The sequence below is a fragment of the Sphingomonas oleivorans genome (assembly GCF_003050615.1).
GTDB lineage: Bacteria > Pseudomonadota > Alphaproteobacteria > Sphingomonadales > Sphingomonadaceae > Sphingomonas_H > Sphingomonas_H oleivorans.
The window spans coordinates 364,031-387,497 of sequence record NZ_NWBU01000005.1; the positions used below are offsets into that span (position 1 = coordinate 364,031).

Here is a 23,467-nt window from a genome sequence, read left to right on the forward strand (position 1 = left end):
TCGCCCCTGCGCAGGCAGGGGCCTATTTCTCTCTCCATCGACGATGCCGTTTGTGACGAGAGACATGGGCCCCTGCCTGCGCAGGGGCGACGGACGAGGAAGCCTACTGCTGCTTCGCCTCCGCCGGCTTCGCCGCCTCGGCGGCGGTGGCCCCCGCCGCCGGCGCCGCCGCGACCGGGCCGGGCGCGCCCATCGAGGCATGGACGATCTTCGACGGGTTTGCCGGCGGCTCGCCCTTCTCGATCAGATCGACATAGGCCATGCCCGAAATCACCCGGCCGACGGCGGTATAATTGCCGTCGAGGCCGAGATTGGGCGACAGCATGATGAAGAACTGGCTGTTGGCGCTGTCCTGCTCCTGCGCGCGCGCCATCGACAAGGTGCCGCGCACATGGGGGAGATCGTTGAATTCGGCCTTCAGGTCCGGCAGGTCCGACCCGCCGAGGCCCGTGCCCTGCGGATCGCCGCCCTGCGCCATGAAGCCGTCGATCACGCGATGGAAGATGGTGCCGTCATAGAAGCCGCGATTGACCAGCGTCTTGATCCGCTCGACCGAGGCAGGCGCCTTGTCCGGCCGGAGCTCGATCGAGACGCGGCCGCCGGTCGAAAGATCGAGGTTCAATATGTTCGCGGGATCGGGCGCCGGCGCCGGGGCGGGCGCCTGGGCGATGGCGACATTGGCCGCGAGCAACCCGATGAGGGAGGCGAACAGGCTCTTCACATGCATAGGATATTCTTCTCCCGGACCATATCGTCCGCCCTTGACCCGGCCCCGCTTGCGCAGGGCTGAACGTTTCAATTTCCCCTGCGGCCGAGTTCCCCGACCCGCGCGCGCACCTCCGCCGCGACGGCAGCGGGCACGAACTTGCGAATATCGCCGCCATAAAGCGCGATTTCCTTGACGAGGCGGGATGCGATCGGCTGCAAGGCGACATCGGCCATCAGGAAGACCGTCTCGATACGATTGTCGAGCTGCTGGTTCATGCCCGCCATCTGATATTCATATTCGAAATCGGCGACCGCACGCAGCCCCCGCACGATCAGCGAGGCCTCCATCCGCTCGGCGAAATCGATCAGCAGCGAATCGAAGGTGACGACCTCTATGTCGCCGCCGATCGCCTCCACCTCGCGGCGGACCATCGCCACCCGCTCGTCCACCGAGAACATCGGCGATTTGGAGGCGTTGGTGGTGACGCCCACCACCAGCCGATCGACCAGCTTCGCGCCGCGCCGGATGATATCGACATGGCCGAGCGTGACCGGATCGAAAGTGCCCGGATAGACGCCGATGCGCATCAGCGATCCCTTTCCACGACATAGCGGGCGATCGCGCGCAGCAGATCCGCCTCCGCACCGAAGACGCTGAGATGGCCGATCGCCTGATCCACCAGCATCGACGCCTGGCGCCGCGCGCGATCGACGCCGAGCAGCGAGACGAAGGTCGCCTTGCCGGCGGCGGCGTCCTTGCCCACCGCCTTGCCCGTGGCCGCAACATCGCCTTCCACGTCGAGCAGATCGTCCGCGATCTGAAAGGCGAGGCCGATATCGCGCGCATAGCCGCGCAGCCGCGCCCGCCCCTCCGGCTGGACATGCGCCATGATCGCGCCCGCCTCCAGGCAGAAGCCGATCAGCGCGCCCGTCTTGAGCTGCTGGAGCCGGGTGACGGTCGGCAGGTCGAACGTCTCGTCCTCCGCGACCAGATCCATCATCTGCCCGCCGGCCATGCCCGAAGGGCCGCTCGACCGCGCAAGCTCCGCCACCAGGTTGGCGCGGACGAAGGGATCGGCATGGGTTTCGGGATCGGCGAGAATCTCGAAGGCGAGCGCATGGAGCGCATCGCCCGTCAGCACCGCCGTCGCATCGTCGAACGCCTTGTGGACGGTCGGGCGCCCGCGGCGCAGATCATCATCGTCCATGCAGGGCAGATCGTCATGGACGAGGCTGTAGACATGGATGCATTCGATCGCGAGCGCGACGCGCAGCGCGCGGGCGCGATCGACATGGAAGAGATCGCAGGCGGCGATGACGAGCAGCGGACGCATCCGCTTGCCTCCGCCGATCGCGGCATGGCGCATCGCCTCGTACAGCCGGGCCCGGGCATCGTCGGGCACGGCGAGGATGTGATCGAAGGCGGCGTCGACATCCGCCGCGACGCGCTCCAGCGCGGTCTTGAGGACCAGCGGCATGACGGCCATGGCGGGATCAGTCCGCGTCAAACGGCTGGGTGCCCGTGGGGCGCCCCTCGCCTCCCGAAGTAATGCGCTCGATCCGCGCCTGCGCCGCCTGCAGCCGCGCCTCGCATTGCGCGCGCAGCCGATCGCCTTCCGAATAGAGGGTGATCGATTCGTCCAGCGACGCCTCGCCGCTTTCCAGCCGCTGCACGATCGCCTCGAGACGCTTCAGCGCATCCTCGAAGGAGAGCTCATCTATGTTCTGCGCGTCCTGCACCATGGCTCCGGCTTGTGGCGATGGCGGGTGCTGGGGTCAAGCGCAGCGGCAGCCCCCGCCCCAGCCTCAAACGAGCTCTCAATGCTTGAAGGGATCGACGAAGCCCGGCTGGCGGAACAGCGCCTCCGCCTCGGACTGCGGCGCCTCGCCCGCATGGGAGGCGGCCTCGCGCTCATGGCGGAGCTGCTCGATCAGCGCCTCGCGATCGCCCTCGAGGCGGCTGTCGACGGGCGCTTCGAGGCCCGCCGCCTTGGCCGCCTTGGCGACCAGCGCGTCAAGCTCGCGCTGCGAGCAGAGGCCGAGCGTCACCGGATCCTTCGGCGTGATATTCGCGATGTTCCAGTGGGTCCGGTCGCGGATCGCGGCGATGGTGGTGCGCGTCGTGCCGATCAGCTTGCTGATCTGCCCGTCCGACACTTCCGGATGGTTGCGGATGATCCAGGCGATGCCGTCGGGCTTGTCCTGCCGCTTGGAAACCGGCGTGTAGCGCGGCCCCTTGGTGCGGCGGGCCTGCTCGGGCCCCTTCTGGATGGCGAGGCGATATTTGGGGTCCTTCTGCCCCTTCTCGATCTCGGCGAGGGTGAGCTCGCCCGCGCGGACGGGATCGCGCCCGGTGAGCTTGGTGGCGGCGGTATCGTCGGCGATCGCCTGCACCTCGAGGATGTGGAGACCGCAGAAGGCGGCGATCTGCTCGAAGCTGAGGGCGGTATTATCGACCAGCCAGGAGGCGGTCGCATGGGGCATGAGCGGCTGGGCCACGGATTCCTCCGGAAAAAACAAGGGCCGCCCCTTCACGGAGCGGCCGATACGTGGGCCGGCATGTAATCAAGCGCAGGGCCAAGGGCAAGCATGGCTTTATCGCGCCATCATGCGGCCCTGCGCACCTCCCCGTCCGGCACCAGCGCATCGAGGAACTGGCGGGCGCTTTCCGCCCAGCCGAAGCCTGCGCCCCGCGCGGCGCACAGCGCGCGGTCGCACGCCAGCGCACGGGCGATCGCGGTTTCGAGATTCTCGTCCAGCGCGCCCGTTCCGGGGGTAATGATATCGGCCGGACCCGGCACCGGATAGGCTGCGACCGGCGTGCCGCAGGCCAGCGCCTCGATCATCACCAGCCCGAACGTGTCCGTCCTGCTCGGAAACACGAACACATCCGCGCCGGCATAGGCGGCAGCGAGCGCCTCGCCGGAAAGCGCGCCGAGGAAGCGCGCATCGGGATAGCGCGCGGCCAGCATCGCGCGGGCCGGCCCATCGCCCACCACGACGCGCGTGCCGGGATGCCGCGTTTCCAGAAAGGCCGGCAGATTCTTCTCGATCGCGACGCGGCCGACATAGAGCTGGATCGGCCGGGGAAGATCGGCGAAGGGATCGACGGCGGACCGATGCGGGCGGAACAGGCCAAGATCCGCGCCCCGGCCCCAGAGGCGCGTATGGGCGAGGCCATGCGCCGCGAGCATCCGCCGCAGCGTCGGCGTCGAAACCAGCACGGCCGCCGCGGGCCCATGGAACCAGCGGATATAGTGCCAGACCCAGGCCGCCGGCAGCCTGGTGCGCGCCGCGACATAGTCCGGGAAATGGGTGTGATAGGCGGTGGTGAAGGACCGGCCTTGCCGCAGGCACCAGCGCCGCGCGGCAAGACCGAGCGGGCCTTCGGTGGCGATATGCACCGCCTCCGCGCCGAACCCGGCTATGATCCGGCCGATCGCCGCCGGGCCGCCCAGCGCGAGGCGGATTTCGGGATAGGTGGGGCAAGGCAGCGAGCGGAACCGATCCGGCCCGAGGATCGCGACGTCATGGCCCCGCGCCTCCAGCTCGCGCCGCGTCACCTGCAGCGTACGGACGACGCCGTTCACCTGCGGCTCCCAGGCGTCGGTGACGATCGCGACCCGCATGGCTGGAATTCAGGCGGCGAGCTTGCGGAGCGGCGTGGGCTTGTCGCGCGCCGCCATCTCGTCCGCCCAGTGGAGTATCTCCATCCGCCCGTCGAAATGCTCGACCAGCGCGGTGCAGCCTTCCACCCAGTCGCCGTCATTATAATAAGCGACATCGCCGAAGCGGCGCATCTCGGCGGTGTGGATATGGCCGCAGACGACGCCGTCCACCCCCTGCACCACCGCCTCGTGCGCGACCGCCTCCTCATAGCGGGAGATGAACTCGACCGCGTTCTTCACCTTGTGCTTGGCGTGCTTGGCAAGCGACCAGTAAGGCAGGTCGAAGCGCCGCCGGACGGCGTTGATCACGACGTTGAGCTTGAGCAGCAGCTCATAGGCGGCGTCGCCCAGGAAGGCGAGCCAGCGGGCGCACATCACCACCGTATCGAAGCGGTCGCCATGCAGCACCAGCAGCTTGCGCCCGTCGGCGGTAGTGTGGATCACCTCGTCACGCACCTCGATCCCGCCGAAGGTGAGGCCGGCGAACTGGCGGATCATCTCGTCATGATTGCCGGGGATATAGACGATGCGCGTGCCGCGCCGGGCGCGCTTCAGCACCCGCCAGACGACGTCATTGTGCAGCGCCGGCCAGTACCAGCTCCGCCGGAGCTTCCAGCCGTCGATGATGTCGCCGACGAGATACATGGTCTCGCTGTCGGTGGAATCGAGGAAATCGATCAGCATCGCCGCATTGCAGCCGCGCGTGCCGAGATGGATGTCCGAAATCCAGATGGTGCGATAGCGCCGCCGCTGGCCCGTCCGCTCGGGCATGGTCGGCGGCCGGTCCGGAAAATCGGTCATCAGATTCGCCGCGCGATCGGCGAGAAAGGTCGGGCGGGCGAAGGCGTCCATATCGATCCTCCATCAGGGGGCTCGTCCGGCAGCCTATCGCGATCGATTGTTACAGTTCCAACCGCAGCCTCAGTCGTCCATCGTCAGTCGTCAGTCGTTCATCGTCACATGGCCCGGCACGGCGGCGACATTGGCCAGCCAGGCGGAAACCGCCGGATAGGGATCGAGATCGAACCCGCCCTCATGCGCCACATGGCTATAGGCGTAGAGCGCGATATCGGCGAGGCTGAGCGCATCGCCGACGAAGAAGCGGCGGCCCGCCAGATGCCGCTCCATCACCGCCAGCGCCGCCTCCCCCGCCGCCCGCCGGGCCGGGATCTGCGCGCGCTGCTGATCGGAAAGCGCAGCCTCGCCGACATATTCGAGCCAGAAGCGCAGCGTCGCGACATTGGGCTCATGGCTATATTGTTCGAAGAACATCCAGCGCAGCATGTCCGCCCGATCGAAGCGATCGGCCGGGATCAGGCCCGATCCATCCGCCAGCCAGCAGCAGGCGGCATTGCTTTCCGGCAGGAAGCGCCCGCCAATCTGGAGCACGGGGATGCGGCCATTGCCGTTCACGTCGCGGAGGAATTCGGGCGTCCGCGTCTCGCCCTTCAATATGTCATATTCGCGCCGTTCGAGCGGCACGCCCAGATGCGCGGCGGTGAGGCGGATCTTGTAGCAATTTCCCGACGCCGAATATTCGTGGAGGACCAGCCGCCCGGTCATGGCTGTCCCACGGTCAGCACGATCTTGCCGACATGGTCCCCGCTTTCCAGCCGGCGATGCGCGGCGGCGGCGTCCGCCAGCGGGAAGATCGTGTCGATCACCGGCTTCAGCCGCCCTTCCTCGACATGCGGCCAGACGTGGCGCATCAGCTCGTCCGCCACCAGCGACTTGAATTCCGGGCTGCGCGCACGGAGCGTCGATCCGGTGAGCGTCAGCCGCTTGCGCATGATCCGCCAGATATCGACTTCCGCCGTGCTGCCGCGCTGGGCCGCGATCGAGACATGGCGACCATTCTCCGCCAGGCAGGCGAGATTGCGCGGGAGATAGTCTCCGCCCACCATGTCGAGCACGATATCCACGCCCCGGCCGCCGGTGAGGCGCTTCACCTCCTCCACGAAATCGGTGGTGCGATAGTTGATCGCCTGCGCGGCGCCGAGTTCCAGCGCGCGCGCGCATTTCTCGTCCGATCCGGCGGTCACGAAGATGCCGAGCCCGAAGATCCGGCCGAGCTGGATCGCCATCGTGCCGATGCCGCTGGTGCCGCCATGGACGAGCACGCTGTCGCCCGCATCGGCATAAGCGCGCTCGAACACATTGGTCCACACGGTGAACAGCGTCTCGGGAACAGCCGCCGCCTCGATCATCGAAAGCGTGCTGGGCACGGGCAGGCATTGGCCGACGGGCGCCGTCACATATTCGGCATAGCCCCCACCCGCCAGCAGCGCGCAGACCGGCTGGCCGAGCAGCGGCGCATCGACGCTCTCCCCCTCGGCCACCACCTCGCCCGCCACTTCCAGCCCCAATATGCCGGGCGCGCCGGGCGGCGGCGGATATCTGCCCTCGCGCTGCATCGCATCGGGCCGGTTGACGCCGGCGGCGGCGACACGGATCAGCACCTCGCCCGGCCCGGGCAGCGGAACGGACCGTTCCACCGGCACCAGAACCTCCGGTCCCCCGGGCTCTTCCGGGTCGATCGCCATCATCCTGTCGGGCAACGCAGCCATTTCCTCTCCCCCGGGCATGCGGTTCGTCGCAAGGTTTATTGACAGCGAGGCAAGGACGGTCAACTTTCCGTCACATGGATCTCGACGAACTCTTCGCGAAGACTCCGGAAAGCCCCCTGACGCTGCTGTGCCGCCAGGATCTCGATCCGCTGTCGGTCGAGGAACTGGAGCTACGCATCGCCGCGCTGGAGGGCGAGATAGCCCGCACCAGGGCAAGAATCGAGTCTTCGACCAGCCATCGCGCAATCGCGGACGCATTATTCAAACGATGAAGCGCCGCCCGGCCTTCTCGGGCGCCGCATGCCCCCGATCCGATCGGCGGGAGATGCGCTTGATGAATGGCAGTCGGCGCACGACATATCGGGAAACGGACCGGGGCCATCGCCCGGATCCGAAGGAGTAAGATCATCATGCCGTCATTCGCCCGCGAACTCGAGCAGACGCTCCACAATGCGCTGACAGCGGCGAGCACCCGTCGCCACGAATATGCGACTCTGGAACATCTCCTCCTCGCGCTCATCGGCGACGAACATGCCTCCAAGGTGATGACCGCCTGCGGCGTCGAGCTGAACGAGCTCCGGGATGCCGTGACCGTCTATCTCGATACGGAGCTCGATGCCCTCAAGGTGGAGGGCAATAGCGATCCATCACCCACGTCGGGCTTCCAGCGCGTCGTGCAACGCGCGATCCTGCACGTCCAATCCTCGGGCCGCGAGGAAGTGACCGGCGCCAATGTGCTCGTGGCTTTGTTCAGCGAGCGCGAGAGCTATGCCGTCTTCTTCCTGCAGCAGCAGGATATGAGCCGCCTCGACGCGGTCAGCTTCATCAGCCACGGCGTCGGCAAGGCCGGCCAACCTACGGAGAGCCGCGAAGTGAAAGGGGCCGAAGAGGAGAAGGCCGCGAAGTCCGACGGCAAGAAGGGCGAAAGCGCGCTCAAGCAGTTCACCGTCAACCTCAACGAGAAGGCCAAGGAGGGCAAGGTCGATCCGCTGATCGGCCGCGACGCCGAAGTCGACCGCACGGTGCAGATCCTCTGCCGCCGTTCGAAGAACAACCCACTCTATGTGGGCGATCCCGGCGTGGGCAAGACCGCCATCGCCGAGGGGCTGGCGCGCAAGATCATCGAGCGCGACGTGCCCGAAGTGCTGCTGCCTGCGGTGATCTACTCGCTCGACATGGGCGCGCTGCTCGCCGGCACGCGCTATCGCGGCGATTTCGAGGAGCGGCTGAAGGCGGTCGTGACCGAGCTTGAGAAGCTGCCCCATGCGGTGCTCTTCATCGACGAGATCCATACGGTGATCGGCGCGGGCGCCACCTCCGGCGGCGCAATGGATGCGTCCAACCTGCTCAAGCCCGCGCTGTCGGGCGGCACGATCCGCTGCATCGGCTCCACCACCTATAAGGAGTTCCGCAACCATTTCGAGAAAGATCGCGCGCTTCTCCGCCGCTTCCAGAAGATCGACGTGAAGGAGCCGACGGTCGAGGACACGATCAAGATCCTCACCGGCCTGCGGTCCGCCTTCGAGGCGCATCATAATGTGAAATACACGCCCGATGCGATCAAGTCGGCGGTCGAGCTTTCGGCGCGCTACATCAACGACCGCAAGCTGCCCGACAAGGCGATCGACGTGATCGACGAGGTCGGCGCGTCGCAGATGCTGGTCGCGCCCAACAAGCGCAAGAAGGTGATCACGCCCAAGGAGATCGAGGCCGTGATCGCGACCATGGCGCGCATCCCGCCGAAATCGGTGTCGACCGACGACAAGAAGTCGCTGGCGACGCTGGAGACGGATCTGAAGCGCGTCGTCTTCGGGCAGGACAAGGCGATCGAGCTGCTTTCCTCCGCGATCAAGCTCAGCCGCGCAGGCCTGCGCGATCCGGACAAGCCGATCGGCAATTATCTGTTCACCGGCCCCACCGGCGTCGGCAAGACGGAGGTTGCGCGCCAGCTCGCCGCGATCATGGGCATCCCGCTCCAGCGCTTCGACATGTCCGAATATATGGAGCGCCATTCGGTCAGCCGGCTGATCGGCGCGCCTCCGGGCTATGTCGGCTATGATCAGGGCGGCCTGCTCACCGATGCGGTCGATCAGCATCCCCATTGCGTCCTCCTCCTCGACGAGATCGAGAAGGCGCATCCGGACCTGTTCAACATCCTCCTGCAGGTGATGGACAATGGCAAGCTGACCGATCACCACGGCAAGACGGTCGATTTCCGCAACGTCATCCTCATCATGACGACCAATGCCGGCGCGGCCGACATGGCGCGCGAAACGCTCGGCTTCGGCATGCTCACCCGCGAGGGCGAGGATGAGGAGGCGGTGAAGAAGATGTTCACCCCCGAATTCCGCAACCGCCTCGATGCGATCGTGCCCTTCGGCTATCTGCCGACGGAAGTGGTCGCTCGCGTGGTGGAGAAGTTCATCCTCCAGCTCGAGCTCCAGCTCGCCGAACGCGAGGTCCATATCTCGCTCGACGACGCGTCGAAGGAATGGCTCACCGCGCGCGGCTACGACAAGCTCTATGGCGCGCGCCCGATGAGCCGCCTGATCCAGGAGAAGGTCAAGCAGCCGCTCGCCGAGGAGCTATTGTTCGGCAAGCTGGTCCATGGCGGCGAGGTCAAGGTGCATCTGAAGGACGGCGCGCTCGTCTTCGAGATCACCCCGGCCGCACCGAAGCGCCCGAAAAAGGGTTCGTCCAAGGACAAGATCAAGGCCTGATCCGCCATCCCTGCCATGCCGGCCTCCCCCGGCATGGCAGCTATGATCGCCAAGCCCTTGCGGTAGCCCGGGAAATGAACAGAGTGGACGCATCTCAAAAGGGGGTGCGTCCATGTTTCGTCCGCTTCTTATCGCGTCCAGCCTGATCGCCCTGTCCGCGACGGCCCCTGCCGCCCCGCCTGCGGGCCCCTCCCGTCATTTCGAGGCGCAGGATCTTTTTTCGCTCGAGGTCGCATCCGATCCGCAGATAGCCCCCAAGGGCGATGTCGTCGCCTATGTCCGCAGGTCGAACGACATCATGACGGACCGCGCCCGTTCGACCATCTGGCTGGTCGATAGGAAGACGGGCGCCCATACGCCCCTCGTCGCCGGCCCCGGTGCGCATAGCCAGCCGCGCTGGTCGCCCGACGGCAAGCGCATCGCCTATGTCTCCAGCGCGGAGGGCGGCAGCGCGCAGCTCTTCGTCCGCTGGATCGCAAGCGGAGAGACGGCGCGCATCACCAGCCTGCCCGATACGCCCGGCGCGATAAGCTGGTCGCCCGATGGCCGCCACATCGCCTATACGCTGAACGTGCCCGACGAGGGCCTCCGTCTCGGCTCGGCGCCTTCCAAGCCGGAGGGCGCGCAATGGGCCCCGCCGCTGGAGGTGATCTCCGCCGTCACCTATCGCCAGGATGGGGGTGGCTATGTGAAGCCCGGCTTCGACCATATCTTCGTCGTGCCGGCGGATGGCGGCGCGCCGCGCCAGCTCAGCTTCGGCCCCTATCATGACAATGGCCCGCTGAGCTGGACGCCGGACGGCAAGACCATCCTGTTCAGCGCCGTCCGCACCCCCAAATGGGAGCAGGAACCGCTCAACAGCGAAATCTATGCGCTCGATATCGCCACCGCGAAGCTCAGCCAGCTCACCACGCGCAACGGTCCGGACCAGGACCCCCTCGTCTCGCCCGACGGTCGCCACATCGCCTATCTCGGCTTCGACGACAAAAGGCTCGGCTATCAGAATGTCCGCCTCTATCTAATGGATCGCGACGGCGGGAATGTCCGCGTCCTGACGGACCGGCTCGACGGCAGCGTCGAAAGCCCCGTCTGGGCGAAGGACGGCCGCTCCCTCTACGTCCAATATGATGAAAAGGGCACCACCAGGGTCGCCCGCGTGACGCTGGATGGCAGCATCCGGACCGTCGCCGAAGGGCTGGTCCAGTCCGCGCTCGATCGTCCCTATTCCGGCGGCAGCTACAGCGTCGCCGATGATGGCAGCATCGCCTTCACCAGCGGCACGGCGCTGCGCCCCGCGGACCTGTCCGTCACGCGCGGGGGCAGCACGCGCCGCCTCACCCGGCTCAACGAGGATCTGCTCGCTGCCAAAGAGCTCGGCCAGGTGCGCAAGCTACCCGTCACCGCCTTCGACAATCGCGCCATCGACGCCTGGCTCGTCACCCCGCCCGATTTCGATCCGGCGAAGAAATATCCGCTGATCCTGGAGATCCATGGCGGCCCCTTCTCCGCTTATGGCCCCTCCTTCTCCACCGATAATCAGCTCTATGCCGCCGCCGGCTATGTCGTGCTCTATGTCAATCCGCGCGGCTCGACCTCCTATGGCGAGGAATTCGCCAATCTCATCCACCATGCCTATCCCGGCCATGATTATGATGATCTGATGAGCGCGGTCGATGCCGCAATCGCGCAGGGCTATGTCGATCCGAACAATCTGTTCGTCACCGGCGGCTCGGGCGGCGGCGCGCTCACCGCCTGGATCGTCGGCAAGACGGATCGCTTCAAGGCAGCCGCCACGCAGAAGCCGGTGATCGACTGGGCGAGCTTCGTGCTCACCGCCGATGTCATTCCCTTCTTCTCGCGCTACTGGTTCCCCAAATATCCCTGGGAGGATCCGCAGAGCTATTGGGCGCGTTCGCCGCTGTCGCTGGTCGGCAACGTGAAGACGCCCACGCTCGTTGTCGTCGGCAGCGAGGATTATCGCACGCCCGTCAGCGAGTCCGAGCAATATTATTCGGCGCTGCAATTGCGCGGCGTGCCGACGGCGCTCGTGAAGGTCCCCGGCGCATCGCATGGCGGGCTGGCGGTGCGCCCGTCGCAATCGGCCGCAAAGGCGTCGGCGATCCTCGCCTGGTTCGAAAAATATCGCGCCCGCTGACCGGCGGGATGAAGAGGAGAGAGACGATGGACGAGACCGAACTGCGCGCCAGGGCGATCGCGCTTTATGATCGCTTCACCCATGTCACCCATGATCGCCGCGCCTTTATGGGCGAGATGGCGAAGCTCGCCGGAAGCGCCGCCGCGGCCAATGCGCTTGTCGCCTCGATCGCGGCGAGCCCGGCCGCGGCCGCCATGGTCGATCCCGCGGACAAGCGGCTCGTGACCGGAAATATCGCCTGGCCGGGGTCCGGCGGCCACAGGCTGAGCGGCTATTTCGCCCGTCCCAGGGCGGTGCGGGGCAAGCTCCCGACCGTGATCGTCGTCCACGAAAATCGTGGGCTCAACGGCTATATCCAGGATGTCACCCGCCGGCTCGCGCTCGCCGGCTTCCTCGCGCTCGCGCCGGACTTTCTTTCCCCCGCCGGCGGCACGCCCGCGAACGAGGATCAGGCGCGCGAGATGATCGGCAAGCTCGATCTTCCCGCGACCGTGGCGGACGGCGTCGCCACCATCGCCTGGCTGAAGACGCGTCCCCGCTCGAACGGCAAGGTCGGCGTCATCGGCTTCTGCTGGGGCGGCGCGCTGGTCGATCGCCTCGCCGTCGCGGCGGGCGCCGGGCTCGATGCCGGCGTATCCTTCTACGGCCCCCCACCCCCGCCGGCCGAAGCCGCCAAGGTCAAGGCCCCGCTCCTGCTCCATTATGCCGGCACGGACGAGCGGGTGAATGCCGGCGCCGCCGCCTGGGTGGAGGCGCTCAAGGCCGCACGCGTGCCGGTCACGCGCCATGACTATCCCGGCACGCAGCATGCCTTTCACAACGACACGTCGGCCGCGCGCTACAATGCCGAAGCCGCCAAGCTCGCCTGGGATCGCAGCATCGCCTTCCTCAAGGAGCATCTGTCATGACCGTCGAGGATAGCGAGACGATCCTCTTCTACCATAATCCCCGCTCCCGCGCGCAGATGGTGCACTGGATGCTGGAGGAGGTCGGCGCGCCCTATGAGATATTGCCGATCGAATTCGGCCAGGGCGAGCATAAGACGCCCGAATTCCTCGCGCTCAATCCCATGGGCAAGCTGCCGACGATCGTCCATCGCGGCACGGTCGTCACCGAAACCGGCGCGATCATCGCCTATCTCGCCGATGCCTTTCGCGAGGCCGGCCTCGCCCCCGCGCTCGACGATCCGCGTCGCGGCACATGGCTGCGCTGGATGTTCTTCGCCGGCACCTGCTTCGAGCCCGCGCTGCTCGACACGATGCTCAAGCGCCCGCCCGCCGAACCCAAGACGATCGTCGGCTATGGCAGCTATGAGGATGTGCTCAAGGCGCTCGAAACGATGCTCGACCCCGGCCCCTATATATTGGGCGAGGAGTTCAGCGCGGCGGATGTCTATGTCGGTGCGGAAATAAGCTGGGCGATGAGCTTCGGCGCGCCCGGCCTCAAGGGCAATCCGCTGTTCGACGCCTATGTCGCCCGGATCACCGACCGGCCCGCCTACAGGCGCTCGATCGGCGCCGACGCGGCCGCATAAAGGGGCCGGGCATGAAAAAGGGCCCGGCGGATCGCTCCACCGGGCCCTTCGTCATTCAGCCAGTGCCGACCTTATTCCCGGTTGCCGAGGAACGACAGCAGGAACTGGAACATGTTGACGAAGTCGAGATAGAGCGACAGCGCGCCCATGATCACCGTCTTGCCGATCATGTCCGTCCCGGCGACGTGGAAATAGAGGCTCTTGATGCGCTGCGTGTCATAAGCCGTCAGGCCCGCGAACAGCAGCACGCCGATGCCCGAAATCGCGAAGGTCAGCCCCGGCGACTTGAAGAAGATGTTGAGCAGCGACGCGACCAGCAGGCCGACCACGCCCATGATCAGGAAGGTGCCGAAACCCGACAGATCCTTCTTCGTGGTATAGCCGTACAGGCTGAGCGACACGAAGGCCGCGGCCGTCGCGAAGAAGGTCGTCGCGATCGAGGGGCCGGTGTAGACGAGAAAGATCGTCGACATCGACAGGCCCATCACCGTCGCGAAGGCCCAGAACAGCGCCTGCGCCGCGCCCGTCGAAAGACGATGGATGCCGAAGCTCAGCACCATCACGAAGGCGAGCGGCGAAAAGATGATGAGATATTTCAACGGTCCTGGCGACAGCATCACCGATGCCGCCGCGCCGGACGCGGCAAACAACAGCGCGACGATGCCAGTCAACAGCACGCCGGACGCCATATAATTGTAGACCGAAAGCATATAGGACCGCAGACCCGCATCGAAGGCGGCCTCGCGGGCGCCGACGCTAGTCTGACGCGACACTGCGGTCGTCCTGGGGTCGGACCAATTAGCCATCGTAGGATACTCTCCTTGCCGTCGCGAACGTCCGCGACCAGATGGGAATATCGGCGCTGGATGGATTTTTTTCAAGCGAAAGCGGTTTGAACATCATATTCCGGCTACGGAAAGATACGTATCATGACCAGGCTCTTCGTCGCGATCCGCCCTCCCCGCCTGCTTCGCGAACGGCTTCTCGCCCTGATGGGCGGCGTCATGGGCGCACGCTGGCAGAGCGACGAGCAGCTCCATGTCACGCTCCGTTTCATCGGCGAGGTGGATCGCCATTGCGCGGCGGATGTGGCGGCCGCGCTCGGCAGCGTCCATCATGCCGCCTTCGATCTGGCTCTGGACGGGATCGGCCATTTCGATCGCAAGGGGCGGATCGAATCCCTATGGGCCGGCGTCGGCCCGCATGAGCCGCTCAAGGCGCTGCACCAGAAGATCGACCAGGCGCTCGTCCGCGTCGGCCTTCCCGGCGAGCAGCGCGCCTATCTGCCGCATCTGACGCTCGCCCGCTTCGGGCGTGCCGGGGCGACGGGCCCGGTCGAGCCGTTCCTCGGCCGCACCGCCGGCCTTTCGAGCCCGCCGGTCCGCATCGTCGATTTCTGCCTCTATGAAAGCAGCCTCGGCCGCGACGGCGCCTCCTACACGATCGTCGAACGCTATCCGCTCGAGCCGGCCGCACGCTGATACCCCTTGTAACCTGTGTGGTGCCGGATCGTGTAGAATGAGCGGTGCGGATGAAGGGGTGGATGCCGAAACAAGTTCGGCATGACGATAGGGGTTGTGCAAGGGTTCCGCGCAGGCAGGGATCCATGCCTCCGTTCGAGGGGAGACAATTCAACCCCAGCCGAAAATCGCCCCGTCAAATCACCCAGGCATAAGGAAAACAGGTAAAAGAAAAGGGGCCGGTCTCGCGACCGACCCCCAATCTTTCGTCGATACCGCCACTTCAGTGGCGGTGCCGCACCTTACTGGCCCGAACCCGCGCCGAAGGTGATTTCCACGCGCCGGTTCTGCGGCTCGCGGACGCCATCGGCGGTCTCGACCAGCGGGCGGCTCTCGCCGAACGCTTCGGTCGTGATCGACGCTTCCGGAACGCCCTTGCCGGCCAGATAGGCCTTCACGGCGTCCGCACGGCGCTGCGACAGGCCGACATTGTAGCTGTCGGAACCCGACTTGTCGGCGTGGCCGGCGAGAACCACCGAAGCCTGGCCGGTCGTCGCATAAGCCTGAGCGGCGTTGTCGAGGATCGCGGCGGCCTCCGGCGTGACGTTCGACTTATCCCAGTCGAAGAACACGATGAACGGACCCGGCGTCTCGACCACCGGCGGAGGCGGCGGCGGGGGCGGCGGGGGCGGAGGAGGCGGCGGCGGCGGGGGCGGCGGCGGAGGCGGCGGGGCCGCCGGCTCGCCGAAATTGTAGATCACGCTGGCGAGCAGGCTGTGCGAGCGGAAGCGCGTCTCGTACGGCGTGCCGTCGACCTTGCCGATGAACTTCACGTCGTCGACGTTGAAGAAGCGATACTTCACGCCGACGTCGACCGCGTCCGTCACCGGATAGCGGACGCCCGCGATCGCCTGCCAGGCGAACTTGGTGTCGCTGTCATCCAGGAACGAGCCCGGGCCCGAGATCTTGTTACGCTCCGTCTTCACGCGGGCGATACCGGCACCACCGCCGATATAGCCGTTGAAGCCCGTATCGTCGCCGAAATCGAGCAGGCCGTTGGCCATGAAGCTCAGCGCGTTCGTCCAGCCCGACGCATCCTCATAGGTGCCCGCCGGCGCAGGCGCGCCGCCGGCAACCGGGGTGGGGACGGACGAGGAGAAGCTGTCAACGCGCGCGCGCTTGAAGCCGACTTCGCCTTCGAGGCGGAAGGCACCGAAATCATAGCCGACGATGCCGTCGACATCGTAACCATAATGGGAGTCGACAGTCCCGGCATTGTTGACGGCGCCAATATCGTATTTGAGATCTTCGATTAGCAGCGCACCGCCTTCGGCGCCCACATACCAAGCGCCGTCCTTCGCCAGCGCCGGCGAGGCCAACGCGGTCGAGGCGAGCACGGCCAACATGGCGAGCTTACGCATATTAATCCCCTTTTTCTTCATGTTCCTCCCGGAACATGCGTTTACCTAGTCAAAGCACGCTTTATGCGCAAGCGCACAGGAACGTGGTCTCTAGCCGAAACGAGGCGGTCCGGACAGTAGTCCGGGCGTTTCCTTCGGTGGACGCACGCCTAAACAACGCTCGTCGCATCCGGTTTCTTTCCTCCCACAAAAATTTTTACGGAGCGACGAGTCCATGTCCCCGCAGCGCGGCGAAGATCGCGGCCACGCCCTGCCGTGCCCCACTGCCGACCACCGCCCCGCCGGCCGGGTCAAGAAGGACCGCCCGTTGGGCTCCGACCAGCTGGACGCCACCGGTCCTCAGGGCTTTTACGGAGGGGATTCCAACCATCCGATCCACCCATGATGACAGGCGAACAGCGCTTCGTCGACGATCCAGCCCGTCATGCCGACGGCCAGAGCCATGAAACACCGTCCACCGTCCCTCCAGCCGGTGATCTGGCCGGCTCTGCCGCGCCACGCGCCCGTGGCGTTCATCCCAACGATCCAGCACTGGTCGGGCGCGGACGATGCCGGCGGGGCCGTGTCGCCGATCGACTGCATTGCAGCATGAAGCCGCCGGTCGATCCCAACCGGCGCTTCATTATAGGTTAATTTCTTCTGTGCCCGCGCCGCCCAAATAAGGGGCGGGTCGAAGCGCGCGGTGCCATCGGCCATCCTCTGCCTTCCTGGACCGTGAAAGTAACGATCATAGCCGGCAATGAAGGCGCCAGCACGCCCATCTGCTCCCTCATGATCGTGAAGCGCGTCGCCAAAGTCGCCCCGTCCGCGGCCTGCGCGGCCGCATCGATCTCGCGCCATTGCGATAGTCACTGAGGAAAATGCATGAAGCCACTGAAATAGCGCAACTCTTTCACTGGATAACCGGGCCGCCGTGCCGCCAACGGCGCCCACCCTATCGAGCAGATTCCTCTGTGCCGAAATCCGCGCCCCGCGCATCGGAAAGGACGCCCGGATCGCCGCTCGATCATCCAGCGGGCCACCCGCCATGCTTCAGCTTCTGCCCCTTATGCTTGAAGCGCAGGACACTATCGCATTTTCGTTCATGCGAGTGCGATATGCACCTCATTGTGGCGCAGCGGCCCCGGCATCACCGGCGAATTATAGAGAGCATGTTCCGCCCGGCCGACGGGCGTCCTGCCCGTCTTCGCCAGCCAGTCGCGCAGCTCGCGCTCCTTGGCCGCCAGCGTCTTGTCGTCGGCCCGTCCGCCGAAGCGGATCGCCGCCATGCGGCGCGGCGGCACTTCCACGATCGTCACGTCGGGCCCCGGCTCGGGCAGCGTCTCGCGCGTCCAGCCCATGGGGATGGCGAAGCGGATCCGCCAGTCCCCACTCTCTAGCGGCGCCGCGAACACCGGCACCGTCATCGCCACCTCCTCGCCGCCACGCGTCTCGGCAAAGGCATAGTCGGCGAGCAGGCCGAAGCCCGTGCCCAGCGCCCGGTCGCGCGATCCGCCCTGCACCGTCTCGGCCACCAGCATCGCCGGATAATCGCGTATCTCGAAGGCCCCGTCGGTCTCGATGGTCTCGAAATTGGGGGATTCGGTCACCTGCTCGCGCAGCCAGAGCAGCGCCGCGCCCGCCGCGACGCCGCCCGCCACTATGCCCAACATTTTCCCCAAGCTGATCTGCGCCATTTATCGAGATCCTTTCGGTGCCGGCCTATGCGCCCTTCCGCCCCGCCATCCAACCCCCCGCCGATCCGGGGATGGCGCCATCATGGCGCGAAGGGCAGCGGGGCGATGTCCGGTTCGATCCATCTCCGTCGCGCCTCGGTCGAGAACAGCCGCTCGCGCGTCCAATAAGCGAGCAGCCAGTCCTTCCGCCCCAGCGGCGAGGCGAGCAGCGCGTTGCACAGAAGATGGAGCGGCATATGCGGCCGCTCCGCCGCGAAGGCCGCCGCCGCGCGCAGCGATGCCTGGGTGATCGTCTCATGATAGCCAGCACTGTCGCTGTTCATGCCGCCCACCGCCTCATTGTAGCTGCGGATGATGTCCGGCATGTCGCGCGAGGGACTCAGATCGGGCCGCCTGAGGATGATCCACAGCGCGGCTGCGAAATGCGCGGCGTGGGTCCAGCGCTCCTTGGCCAGGCTATGGTCGATCAGTCCCCGGCCGATCGCCTCCATCTCGGCATCGGAACGGAAGGACGGGTCGGATCGATCGGAATCGGTCATGATGGGCTCCCTGAAACTGGAATGGCGGGAGCCGTTGCACGCGGGCCCCGCCGGTGACGGCGAGGCATCGTCTGCGCGATGTGTCGGAAAATGCGGGGGCTCAGCCCCTGTCCTGCGCATCCCCTTTCCCCATCGCGCGCATTGCCACCGCCGCACCGGGCATGGCTTGCTGTCGCTTGGAGGGAAGGGAATATTCCATGCGCGAAGCTAAATCATGCCGCCCCACGCCGGTCAACCGAATGTTACGGCAATGGATAGCGGTGCGCATTTTAAGCCATGATGATCCGGCCGTCGCTCAGCACGTCCATCAGCTCTATGCCATGCGCCCCCAACTCCGATCCCATCGACCCCTTCCTATCGATTCCGCCTCCTCACCGGGGCCCTGCTTGTCATCGCTGGGCGGCTGTAGGAAGCTAAGAAACCCGATGAATAAAATTAGGTGTTGGGGAGGATGATGACCTGCATTCGCGAGGTGCGCCACTCCAAGGGGCTCACCTTGCTCGACGTGGCCCTGCGCTGCGTGCCACCGACCACCGCCCAGACGATCGGCCGTCTCGAAACCGGCATGCGCACCGTTTCGCTCAAATGGCTGAACCGCATCGCCGCCGCGTTGGAGGTCGCCCCCGCCGATCTCGTCCGCCTGGCGGGGGAGGCCGACATGCCCCTGCTGGCCGTGCTCGGTCCGGGCACGGCGCGCGTGCCGGACAAGCGGAAATTCCTTCCCCTCCCCCGGCCGCGGCGCGGCTTCGTCGCGATCGCGGTGGAATCCGCCTGCGGCGATTATCGCGCGGGCGACACCTTATGGTGCGAACGCCTTCCTCCGTCGCGCTTCGCCGCCGCACTCAACCATGATGTGCTAGTCCCGCGCACGGCCGGGCGCTTCCTGTTCGGCCGGCTGGTCGGCCGCCAGCCCGGCCTGCTCAAGCTGCTCCTGCCCGGCAAGGGCGGCCGCGAGATCCTCATCCTCGATCCACCCTGGCTCGCAATGGCCGTCCGCCTGCTGCGCGATCTCTGATTCTTCGACGGAGAGGCCGGTGGTGGGCGGTGACGGGCTCGAACCGCCGACCCGCTCGGTGTAAACGAGCTGCTCTACCAACTGAGCTAACCGCCCCGGCCGCACGCCGATGCCATCATGCGCGCAAAAGGGCAAGCTCAGCCGACATGAACACCGATCTTGGCGAGCGTCCGCATATAGGCCGCCATGCCCTCGGCGGCGGCATCGGAAAGCTCGATGAACACGCGCCGCCCGTCATGCGGGTCCGCCACGCGGATGAGCAGCCCTTCGTCGGTCAGCATCTTGATCCAGCGCAGCGCGGTCGTGGGCGGCACCGCGGCGGCGATGCACAGGCTCGATACCGCCACTTTGCGCGCATCGAGTCGCGCCGCCATCAGATCGAGCAGCATGTCCCAGGCGGGATCGGCGAACAGGGCGGAATCGAAATATTGGTCGCGCAGCCGCCGGGCGCGAATCAGCGTGCGGATCGCCGCGCTGGTCAGCGGCGCCTTCTCCTCGCCCTCGGGCGCGGCGGGCCGCTCCCGGGTCCGGCGCGCGTCGGTGGCGGACAGCGCCGACAGCGTCCGCGCGATCCGCCCCACTTCCTCGCTCAACTGCTTCAACTGCACCGTCTCCCCCCTGCCCCGCTCGTGCAGGCTCATGCCGCGCCCGGCGAGCAGCGCGCCCATCGCCGCCGCGCGGTCGGCCGCGTCCGGCTGGCACAGCAGGATCATGTCGCCATGCGTCGCCCGCGCCGCCGCCGCGTCGATCAGTTGCGCGGGGATGCTGACGATGCTGCCATGCCGACCCATGCGCGCCTCCTGGTCCAGCCGGTCGAGCAGCCGGTCGAGAATCTCGCCAGGATCGTCCTGCAGCTCGACGATCACGCCATCGAGCGCGGCCTGCGCGTCCAGCCGGCCGAGCGCCTCTCCGATCGGCAGGACGGCGCCGACGCGCCCGCCAGCCGCGCGCACCGCGGCGTCGGCAGCCGCCCCACCTTCCGCGCTGTCGGCGAAGACCAGCACGGCGGGAGCCCCGTCATAGCTCGTGAAATCCTGCCCGATCACGCCGTTCAATGCACTACCCCCTTCGATGTTCGACGTTCGGCCTATGTTCCCGATATAGCCGTCATTCCGGACCAAAGTCTCGCGATGCTTCCTCCGAAACGGATCAGGTGGATCCGGGGTCGCCCTCTCTCTGTTTCCCGCCCCCGGAATGTCCCGGGCGGCGGCTTTCGCATCCGGCCGGCCTTGATCCGAAATGGAGCAACATGTCCGCCAGCTGGCTTCATATCTTCCACGGAACCGCCACGGGGACGCTCCGTTTCGCTTTGGATGCGGGACCTTCGCATAAGTCCAGCGTCATCCTGAACCTGTTTCAGGGCCCACCCTGCACCCCCATGACGGCGCGGATGAGAGGTGGATGCCGAAACAGGCTCGGCATGGCGATCGGGGATTATCGCAAAGGTCCCATGGATGCAGTCGAGGACGAAGCGCCCGGGAGGAAGGCCGAATGTCCGGAAAATATGCCCCCCGCAATCATCGCGGCCATCATCGGATCGGCCGGGACGATCCCAGGGCGATCGCGCTGCTGAAGGAGGAGCATCATAAGTTCCGCCAGCTTTTCGATCGCACAGCGGCCGCCTCCGCCGATGCGCTGGTCGAGATCGCCCGCGAGCTCTGCATGCGCCTCACCGTCCATATGACGATCGAGGAGGAGATACTCTATCCCGCGCTCAAGCCCGTGATCGGCGCGGAGGAAGTGGACGAAGGCATAGTCGAGCATCAGTCCGCCAAGCGCATCATCGCCGAGCTCGAGCAGCTCGACGGCGACGAGGAGCTGTTCAGGTCCAAGGTCCATGTGCTGGGCGAGGAGACCGTCCACCATATCGACGAGGAGGATGAGGAGCTTTTCGAGCATGGGCGCCGGGCGCATGTCGACGGCAGGCTCGATCTCGACGCGATCGGCGACCGGCTCCGCGCCCGCCAGGCCGAGCTTTATGACGAGATCGCCCGCGACGGCGAACTGGGCGAGACGCATGAGGCCATAGCCGACGAGGTAGAGAGGATCTGACGCCGGCCCGCTTGCGCCCCTCCCCGCACGGGGAGAGGGCGCGGGATCTCAATGACCTAGCGCCTTCACGATATCCTCGACCATCTTCTTCGCGTCGGCGAGCAGCATCATCGTATTGTCGCGATAGAAGACGTCATTGTCGACGCCGGCATAGCCCACGCCGCCCATGGAGCGCTTCACGAACAGCACGGTCTTGGCCTTCTCCACGTCCAGCACGGGCATGCCGTAAATGGGCGAGCTCTTGTCGGTCTTGGCCGCCGGATTGGTTACGTCATTGGCGCCGATCACGAAGGCGACGTCGGTCTGCGCGAATTCGGAGTTGATGTCCTCCAGCTCGAACACCTCGTCATAAGGCACGTTCGCCTCGGCCAGCAGCACGTTCATATGGCCCGGCATGCGCCCCGCCACCGGATGGATGGCATATTTCACGCGCACGCCCTCGGCCTTCAGCAGATCGGCCATTTCGCGCAGCGCATGCTGCGCCTGGGCGACCGCCATGCCATAGCCGGGCACGATGATCACCTGCTCGGCCTGGCTCATCAGGAAAGCGGCATCCTCGGCCGAGCCGCGCTTCCACGGCCGCTCGATCTTCTCGCCCCCGCCCGCGGGGCCCGCCTCCGCGCCGAAGCCGCCCGCGATCACGCTGATGAAGCTGCGATTCATCGCGCGGCACATGATGTAGGACAGGATCGCACCCGAAGAGCCCACCAGCGCGCCGGTGATGATCATCGCGCTATTGTGCAGCGTGAAGCCCATCGCGGCCGCCGCCCAGCCCGAATAGCTGTTCAGCATCGAGACGACGACCGGCATGTCCGCGCCGCCGATGGGGATGATCAGCAGGAAGCCGATGACGAAGCTGAGCGCGGTGACGAGAAAGAACACCCAGGGGCTCTGGTCGGTCAGGAAATAGGCGACCAGCCCCAATATCGCGGCCAGCGTGCCGAGATTGATCACATGGCGGCCGGGCAGCATGATCGGCTTGCCGCTCATATTGCCGTTGAGCTTCAGGAAGGCGATCACCGATCCGGAGAAGGTGATCGCGCCGATCGCCACGCCCAGCCCCATCTCGACCCGGCTGACCTGATGGATGATCCCGTCCGCACCGGCGATGCCGAAGGCCAGCGGATTGAGATAGGCCGCCGCCGCCACCAGCACCGCCGCGAGGCCCACCAGCGAGTGGAAGGCGGCGACGAGCTGCGGCATCGCCGTCATCGCGATCCGCCGCGCGGTCACGAAGCCGATGCCCCCGCCGATCGCGACGGCGATCGCGATTTCGGGAAGCGAGGCGATCTCATGCGTGAGGAGCGTCGTCACGATCGCGAGCCCCATGCCGATCATGCCCAGCCGGTTGCCCCGCCGCGAGCTTTCCGGGCTGGAAAGCCCGCGCAGCGCGAGGATGAAGCAGATACCGGCGATCAGATAGGCGAGCGCGACCCAGGCGGATGCGCCCGCGCCATGCTCGGCAACGGCGGCAACGGATGCTGCGGCGGCTTCGTTCATCGTCCCTATTTCCCCCTCTCGTCATGCCGACGAAAGCCGGCATCCCTCCAGACCATCCCCTCGCGAAGAGGCTGGATGGGCCCCGGCCCTCGTGCCGGGATGACGTTCATTCCCAAGGCAAGCGGCCTCAGCCCTTGCGCTCCTTCTTCTTGTACATGGCCAGCATGCGCTCGGTGACGGCGAAGCCGCCGAAAATGTTGACCGACGCCATCACCACCGCCGCCAGGCCGAGATATTTGGCGCTGGCCGATCCCGCCGCCGCGGACGCGATCAGCGCGCCGACGATGATGACGGAGGAAATGGCGTTGGTCACCGCCATCAGCGGCGTATGGAGCGCCGGCGTCACCGACCAGACGACATAATAGCCGACGAAGCAGGCCAGCACGAACAGCGACAATATCGAAATAAAATCCATGGGCACTCCCCTTTCGCCCCGCCACTCCTCGCCCCCG

General features: G+C 66.3%; 25 protein-coding genes and 1 tRNA gene. 8 read left to right on the plus strand and 18 right to left on the minus strand.

Annotated elements, in window-relative coordinates:
• Positions 1-103: 103 nt before the first annotated feature.
• The 9 genes from CLG96_RS07155 to CLG96_RS07195 all read right to left on the minus strand — a co-directional run bounded on the left by CLG96_RS07155 (position 104) and on the right by CLG96_RS07195 (position 6,943).
• Positions 104-727 carry a peptidylprolyl isomerase gene (locus CLG96_RS07155; RefSeq protein WP_107967161.1) on the minus strand — a complete coding sequence of 208 codons (624 nt, stop codon included), beginning with the start codon at positions 725-727 and terminating at the stop codon, positions 104-106.
• A 68-nt stretch (positions 728-795) separates the two neighbouring features.
• Positions 796-1,296 (minus strand): pantetheine-phosphate adenylyltransferase, encoded by a 501-nt coding sequence (gene coaD, locus CLG96_RS07160; protein ID WP_107967162.1) that lies wholly within the window; start codon positions 1,294-1,296, stop codon positions 796-798.
• Positions 1,296-2,195, minus strand: coding sequence for a polyprenyl synthetase family protein (locus tag CLG96_RS07165; RefSeq protein ID WP_107967163.1), 900 nt, complete (start codon positions 2,193-2,195; stop codon positions 1,296-1,298). The genes coaD and CLG96_RS07165 overlap by 1 nt, the downstream gene beginning before the upstream one ends.
• 7 nt (positions 2,196-2,202) lie before the next feature.
• Entirely contained in the window at positions 2,203-2,451 is a 249-nt protein-coding gene (locus CLG96_RS07170) for an exodeoxyribonuclease VII small subunit (RefSeq protein ID WP_107967164.1), read from the minus strand.
• A 75-nt stretch (positions 2,452-2,526) separates the two neighbouring features.
• Positions 2,527-3,192 carry a DUF1013 domain-containing protein gene (locus tag CLG96_RS07175; protein ID WP_165799585.1) on the minus strand — a complete coding sequence of 222 codons (666 nt, stop codon included), beginning with the start codon at positions 3,190-3,192 and terminating at the stop codon, positions 2,527-2,529.
• A gap of 122 nt (positions 3,193-3,314) precedes the next feature.
• A complete protein-coding gene (locus CLG96_RS07180) occupies positions 3,315-4,337 on the minus strand; it encodes a glycosyltransferase family 4 protein (RefSeq protein ID WP_107967165.1) in 1,023 nt (340 codons plus the stop codon).
• A gap of 9 nt (positions 4,338-4,346) precedes the next feature.
• Positions 4,347-5,228 (minus strand): UDP-2,3-diacylglucosamine diphosphatase, encoded by an 882-nt coding sequence (locus CLG96_RS07185; protein WP_107967166.1) that lies wholly within the window; start codon positions 5,226-5,228, stop codon positions 4,347-4,349.
• Between the two features lie 90 nt (positions 5,229-5,318).
• A complete protein-coding gene (locus tag CLG96_RS07190) occupies positions 5,319-5,939 on the minus strand; it encodes a glutathione S-transferase family protein (RefSeq protein ID WP_107967167.1) in 621 nt (206 codons plus the stop codon).
• Entirely contained in the window at positions 5,936-6,943 is a 1,008-nt protein-coding gene (locus CLG96_RS07195) for an NAD(P)H-quinone oxidoreductase (protein WP_107967168.1), read from the minus strand. The genes CLG96_RS07190 and CLG96_RS07195 overlap by 4 nt, the downstream gene beginning before the upstream one ends.
• Positions 6,944-7,017: 74 nt before the next feature.
• On the opposite strand from CLG96_RS07195, the gene CLG96_RS07200 reads away from it, so the two are divergent.
• From CLG96_RS07200 to CLG96_RS07220, 5 genes are all read left to right on the plus strand, one after another.
• A complete protein-coding gene (locus CLG96_RS07200) occupies positions 7,018-7,215 on the plus strand; it encodes a DUF1192 domain-containing protein (RefSeq protein ID WP_107967169.1) in 198 nt (65 codons plus the stop codon).
• Positions 7,216-7,353: 138 nt separating this feature from the next.
• The gene (gene clpA / locus CLG96_RS07205) at positions 7,354-9,663 is read left to right on the plus strand and encodes an ATP-dependent Clp protease ATP-binding subunit ClpA (RefSeq protein WP_107967170.1); all 2,310 of its coding nucleotides are present in this window, start codon (positions 7,354-7,356) and stop codon (positions 9,661-9,663) included.
• A gap of 112 nt (positions 9,664-9,775) precedes the next feature.
• Entirely contained in the window at positions 9,776-11,818 is a 2,043-nt protein-coding gene (locus tag CLG96_RS07210; RefSeq protein ID WP_107967171.1) for an alpha/beta hydrolase family protein, read from the plus strand.
• Positions 11,819-11,844: 26 nt separating this feature from the next.
• Complete coding sequence (locus CLG96_RS07215; protein WP_107967172.1) at positions 11,845-12,726, plus strand: dienelactone hydrolase family protein; 882 nt, start codon at positions 11,845-11,847, stop codon at positions 12,724-12,726.
• Positions 12,723-13,352 (plus strand): glutathione S-transferase family protein, encoded by a 630-nt coding sequence (locus CLG96_RS07220; RefSeq protein ID WP_107967173.1) that lies wholly within the window; start codon positions 12,723-12,725, stop codon positions 13,350-13,352. The genes CLG96_RS07215 and CLG96_RS07220 overlap by 4 nt, the downstream gene beginning before the upstream one ends.
• A gap of 71 nt (positions 13,353-13,423) precedes the next feature.
• Here the strand turns inward: CLG96_RS07220 and CLG96_RS07225 are convergent, their stop codons facing one another.
• Positions 13,424-14,158: a Bax inhibitor-1/YccA family protein gene (locus CLG96_RS07225; RefSeq protein ID WP_107967174.1), complete on the minus strand. Its 735-nt coding sequence runs from the start codon at positions 14,156-14,158 to the stop codon at positions 13,424-13,426.
• Between the two features lie 123 nt (positions 14,159-14,281).
• Between CLG96_RS07225 and thpR the strand changes: the two genes are divergently transcribed.
• Positions 14,282-14,833 (plus strand): RNA 2',3'-cyclic phosphodiesterase, encoded by a 552-nt coding sequence (gene thpR, locus CLG96_RS07230; protein ID WP_107967175.1) that lies wholly within the window; start codon positions 14,282-14,284, stop codon positions 14,831-14,833.
• 281 nt (positions 14,834-15,114) lie between these two features.
• On the opposite strand, the gene CLG96_RS07235 is transcribed toward thpR, so the two are convergent.
• The 4 genes from CLG96_RS07235 to CLG96_RS07250 all read right to left on the minus strand — a co-directional run bounded on the left by CLG96_RS07235 (position 15,115) and on the right by CLG96_RS07250 (position 18,448).
• A complete protein-coding gene (locus CLG96_RS07235; protein ID WP_107967176.1) occupies positions 15,115-16,233 on the minus strand; it encodes an OmpA family protein in 1,119 nt (372 codons plus the stop codon).
• 348 nt (positions 16,234-16,581) lie between these two features.
• A complete protein-coding gene (locus CLG96_RS18695; RefSeq protein ID WP_165799575.1) occupies positions 16,582-16,929 on the minus strand; it encodes a DUF2793 domain-containing protein in 348 nt (115 codons plus the stop codon).
• A gap of 386 nt (positions 16,930-17,315) precedes the next feature.
• On the minus strand, positions 17,316-17,909 hold the full coding sequence (locus CLG96_RS07245; RefSeq protein WP_107967178.1) for an SOUL family heme-binding protein: 594 nt from the start codon (positions 17,907-17,909) through the stop codon (positions 17,316-17,318).
• An 80-nt stretch (positions 17,910-17,989) separates the two neighbouring features.
• On the minus strand, positions 17,990-18,448 hold the full coding sequence (locus CLG96_RS07250) for a hypothetical protein (RefSeq protein WP_423828191.1): 459 nt from the start codon (positions 18,446-18,448) through the stop codon (positions 17,990-17,992).
• Between the two features lie 451 nt (positions 18,449-18,899).
• Between CLG96_RS07250 and CLG96_RS07255 the strand changes: the two genes are divergently transcribed.
• A complete protein-coding gene (locus CLG96_RS07255) occupies positions 18,900-19,463 on the plus strand; it encodes a helix-turn-helix domain-containing protein (RefSeq protein WP_107967179.1) in 564 nt (187 codons plus the stop codon).
• Positions 19,464-19,483: 20 nt separating this feature from the next.
• On the opposite strand, the gene CLG96_RS07260 is transcribed toward CLG96_RS07255, so the two are convergent.
• Positions 19,484-19,559, minus strand: a tRNA-Val gene (locus tag CLG96_RS07260).
• A 41-nt stretch (positions 19,560-19,600) separates the two neighbouring features.
• On the minus strand, positions 19,601-20,509 hold the full coding sequence (locus CLG96_RS07265) for a MarR family transcriptional regulator (protein WP_423828193.1): 909 nt from the start codon (positions 20,507-20,509) through the stop codon (positions 19,601-19,603).
• 445 nt (positions 20,510-20,954) lie between these two features.
• Here CLG96_RS07265 and CLG96_RS07270 point away from each other — a divergent pair, with 445 nt between their 5' ends.
• Positions 20,955-21,515 carry a hemerythrin domain-containing protein gene (locus CLG96_RS07270; protein WP_107967181.1) on the plus strand — a complete coding sequence of 187 codons (561 nt, stop codon included), beginning with the start codon at positions 20,955-20,957 and terminating at the stop codon, positions 21,513-21,515.
• 48 nt (positions 21,516-21,563) lie between these two features.
• Here the strand turns inward: CLG96_RS07270 and CLG96_RS07275 are convergent, their stop codons facing one another.
• The gene (locus CLG96_RS07275; RefSeq protein ID WP_107967182.1) at positions 21,564-23,015 is read right to left on the minus strand and encodes an NAD(P)(+) transhydrogenase (Re/Si-specific) subunit beta; all 1,452 of its coding nucleotides are present in this window, start codon (positions 23,013-23,015) and stop codon (positions 21,564-21,566) included.
• Between the two features lie 127 nt (positions 23,016-23,142).
• Positions 23,143-23,430 carry an NAD(P) transhydrogenase subunit alpha part 2 gene (locus tag CLG96_RS07280; protein ID WP_107967183.1) on the minus strand — a complete coding sequence of 96 codons (288 nt, stop codon included), beginning with the start codon at positions 23,428-23,430 and terminating at the stop codon, positions 23,143-23,145.
• Positions 23,431-23,467 lie beyond the last annotated feature (37 nt).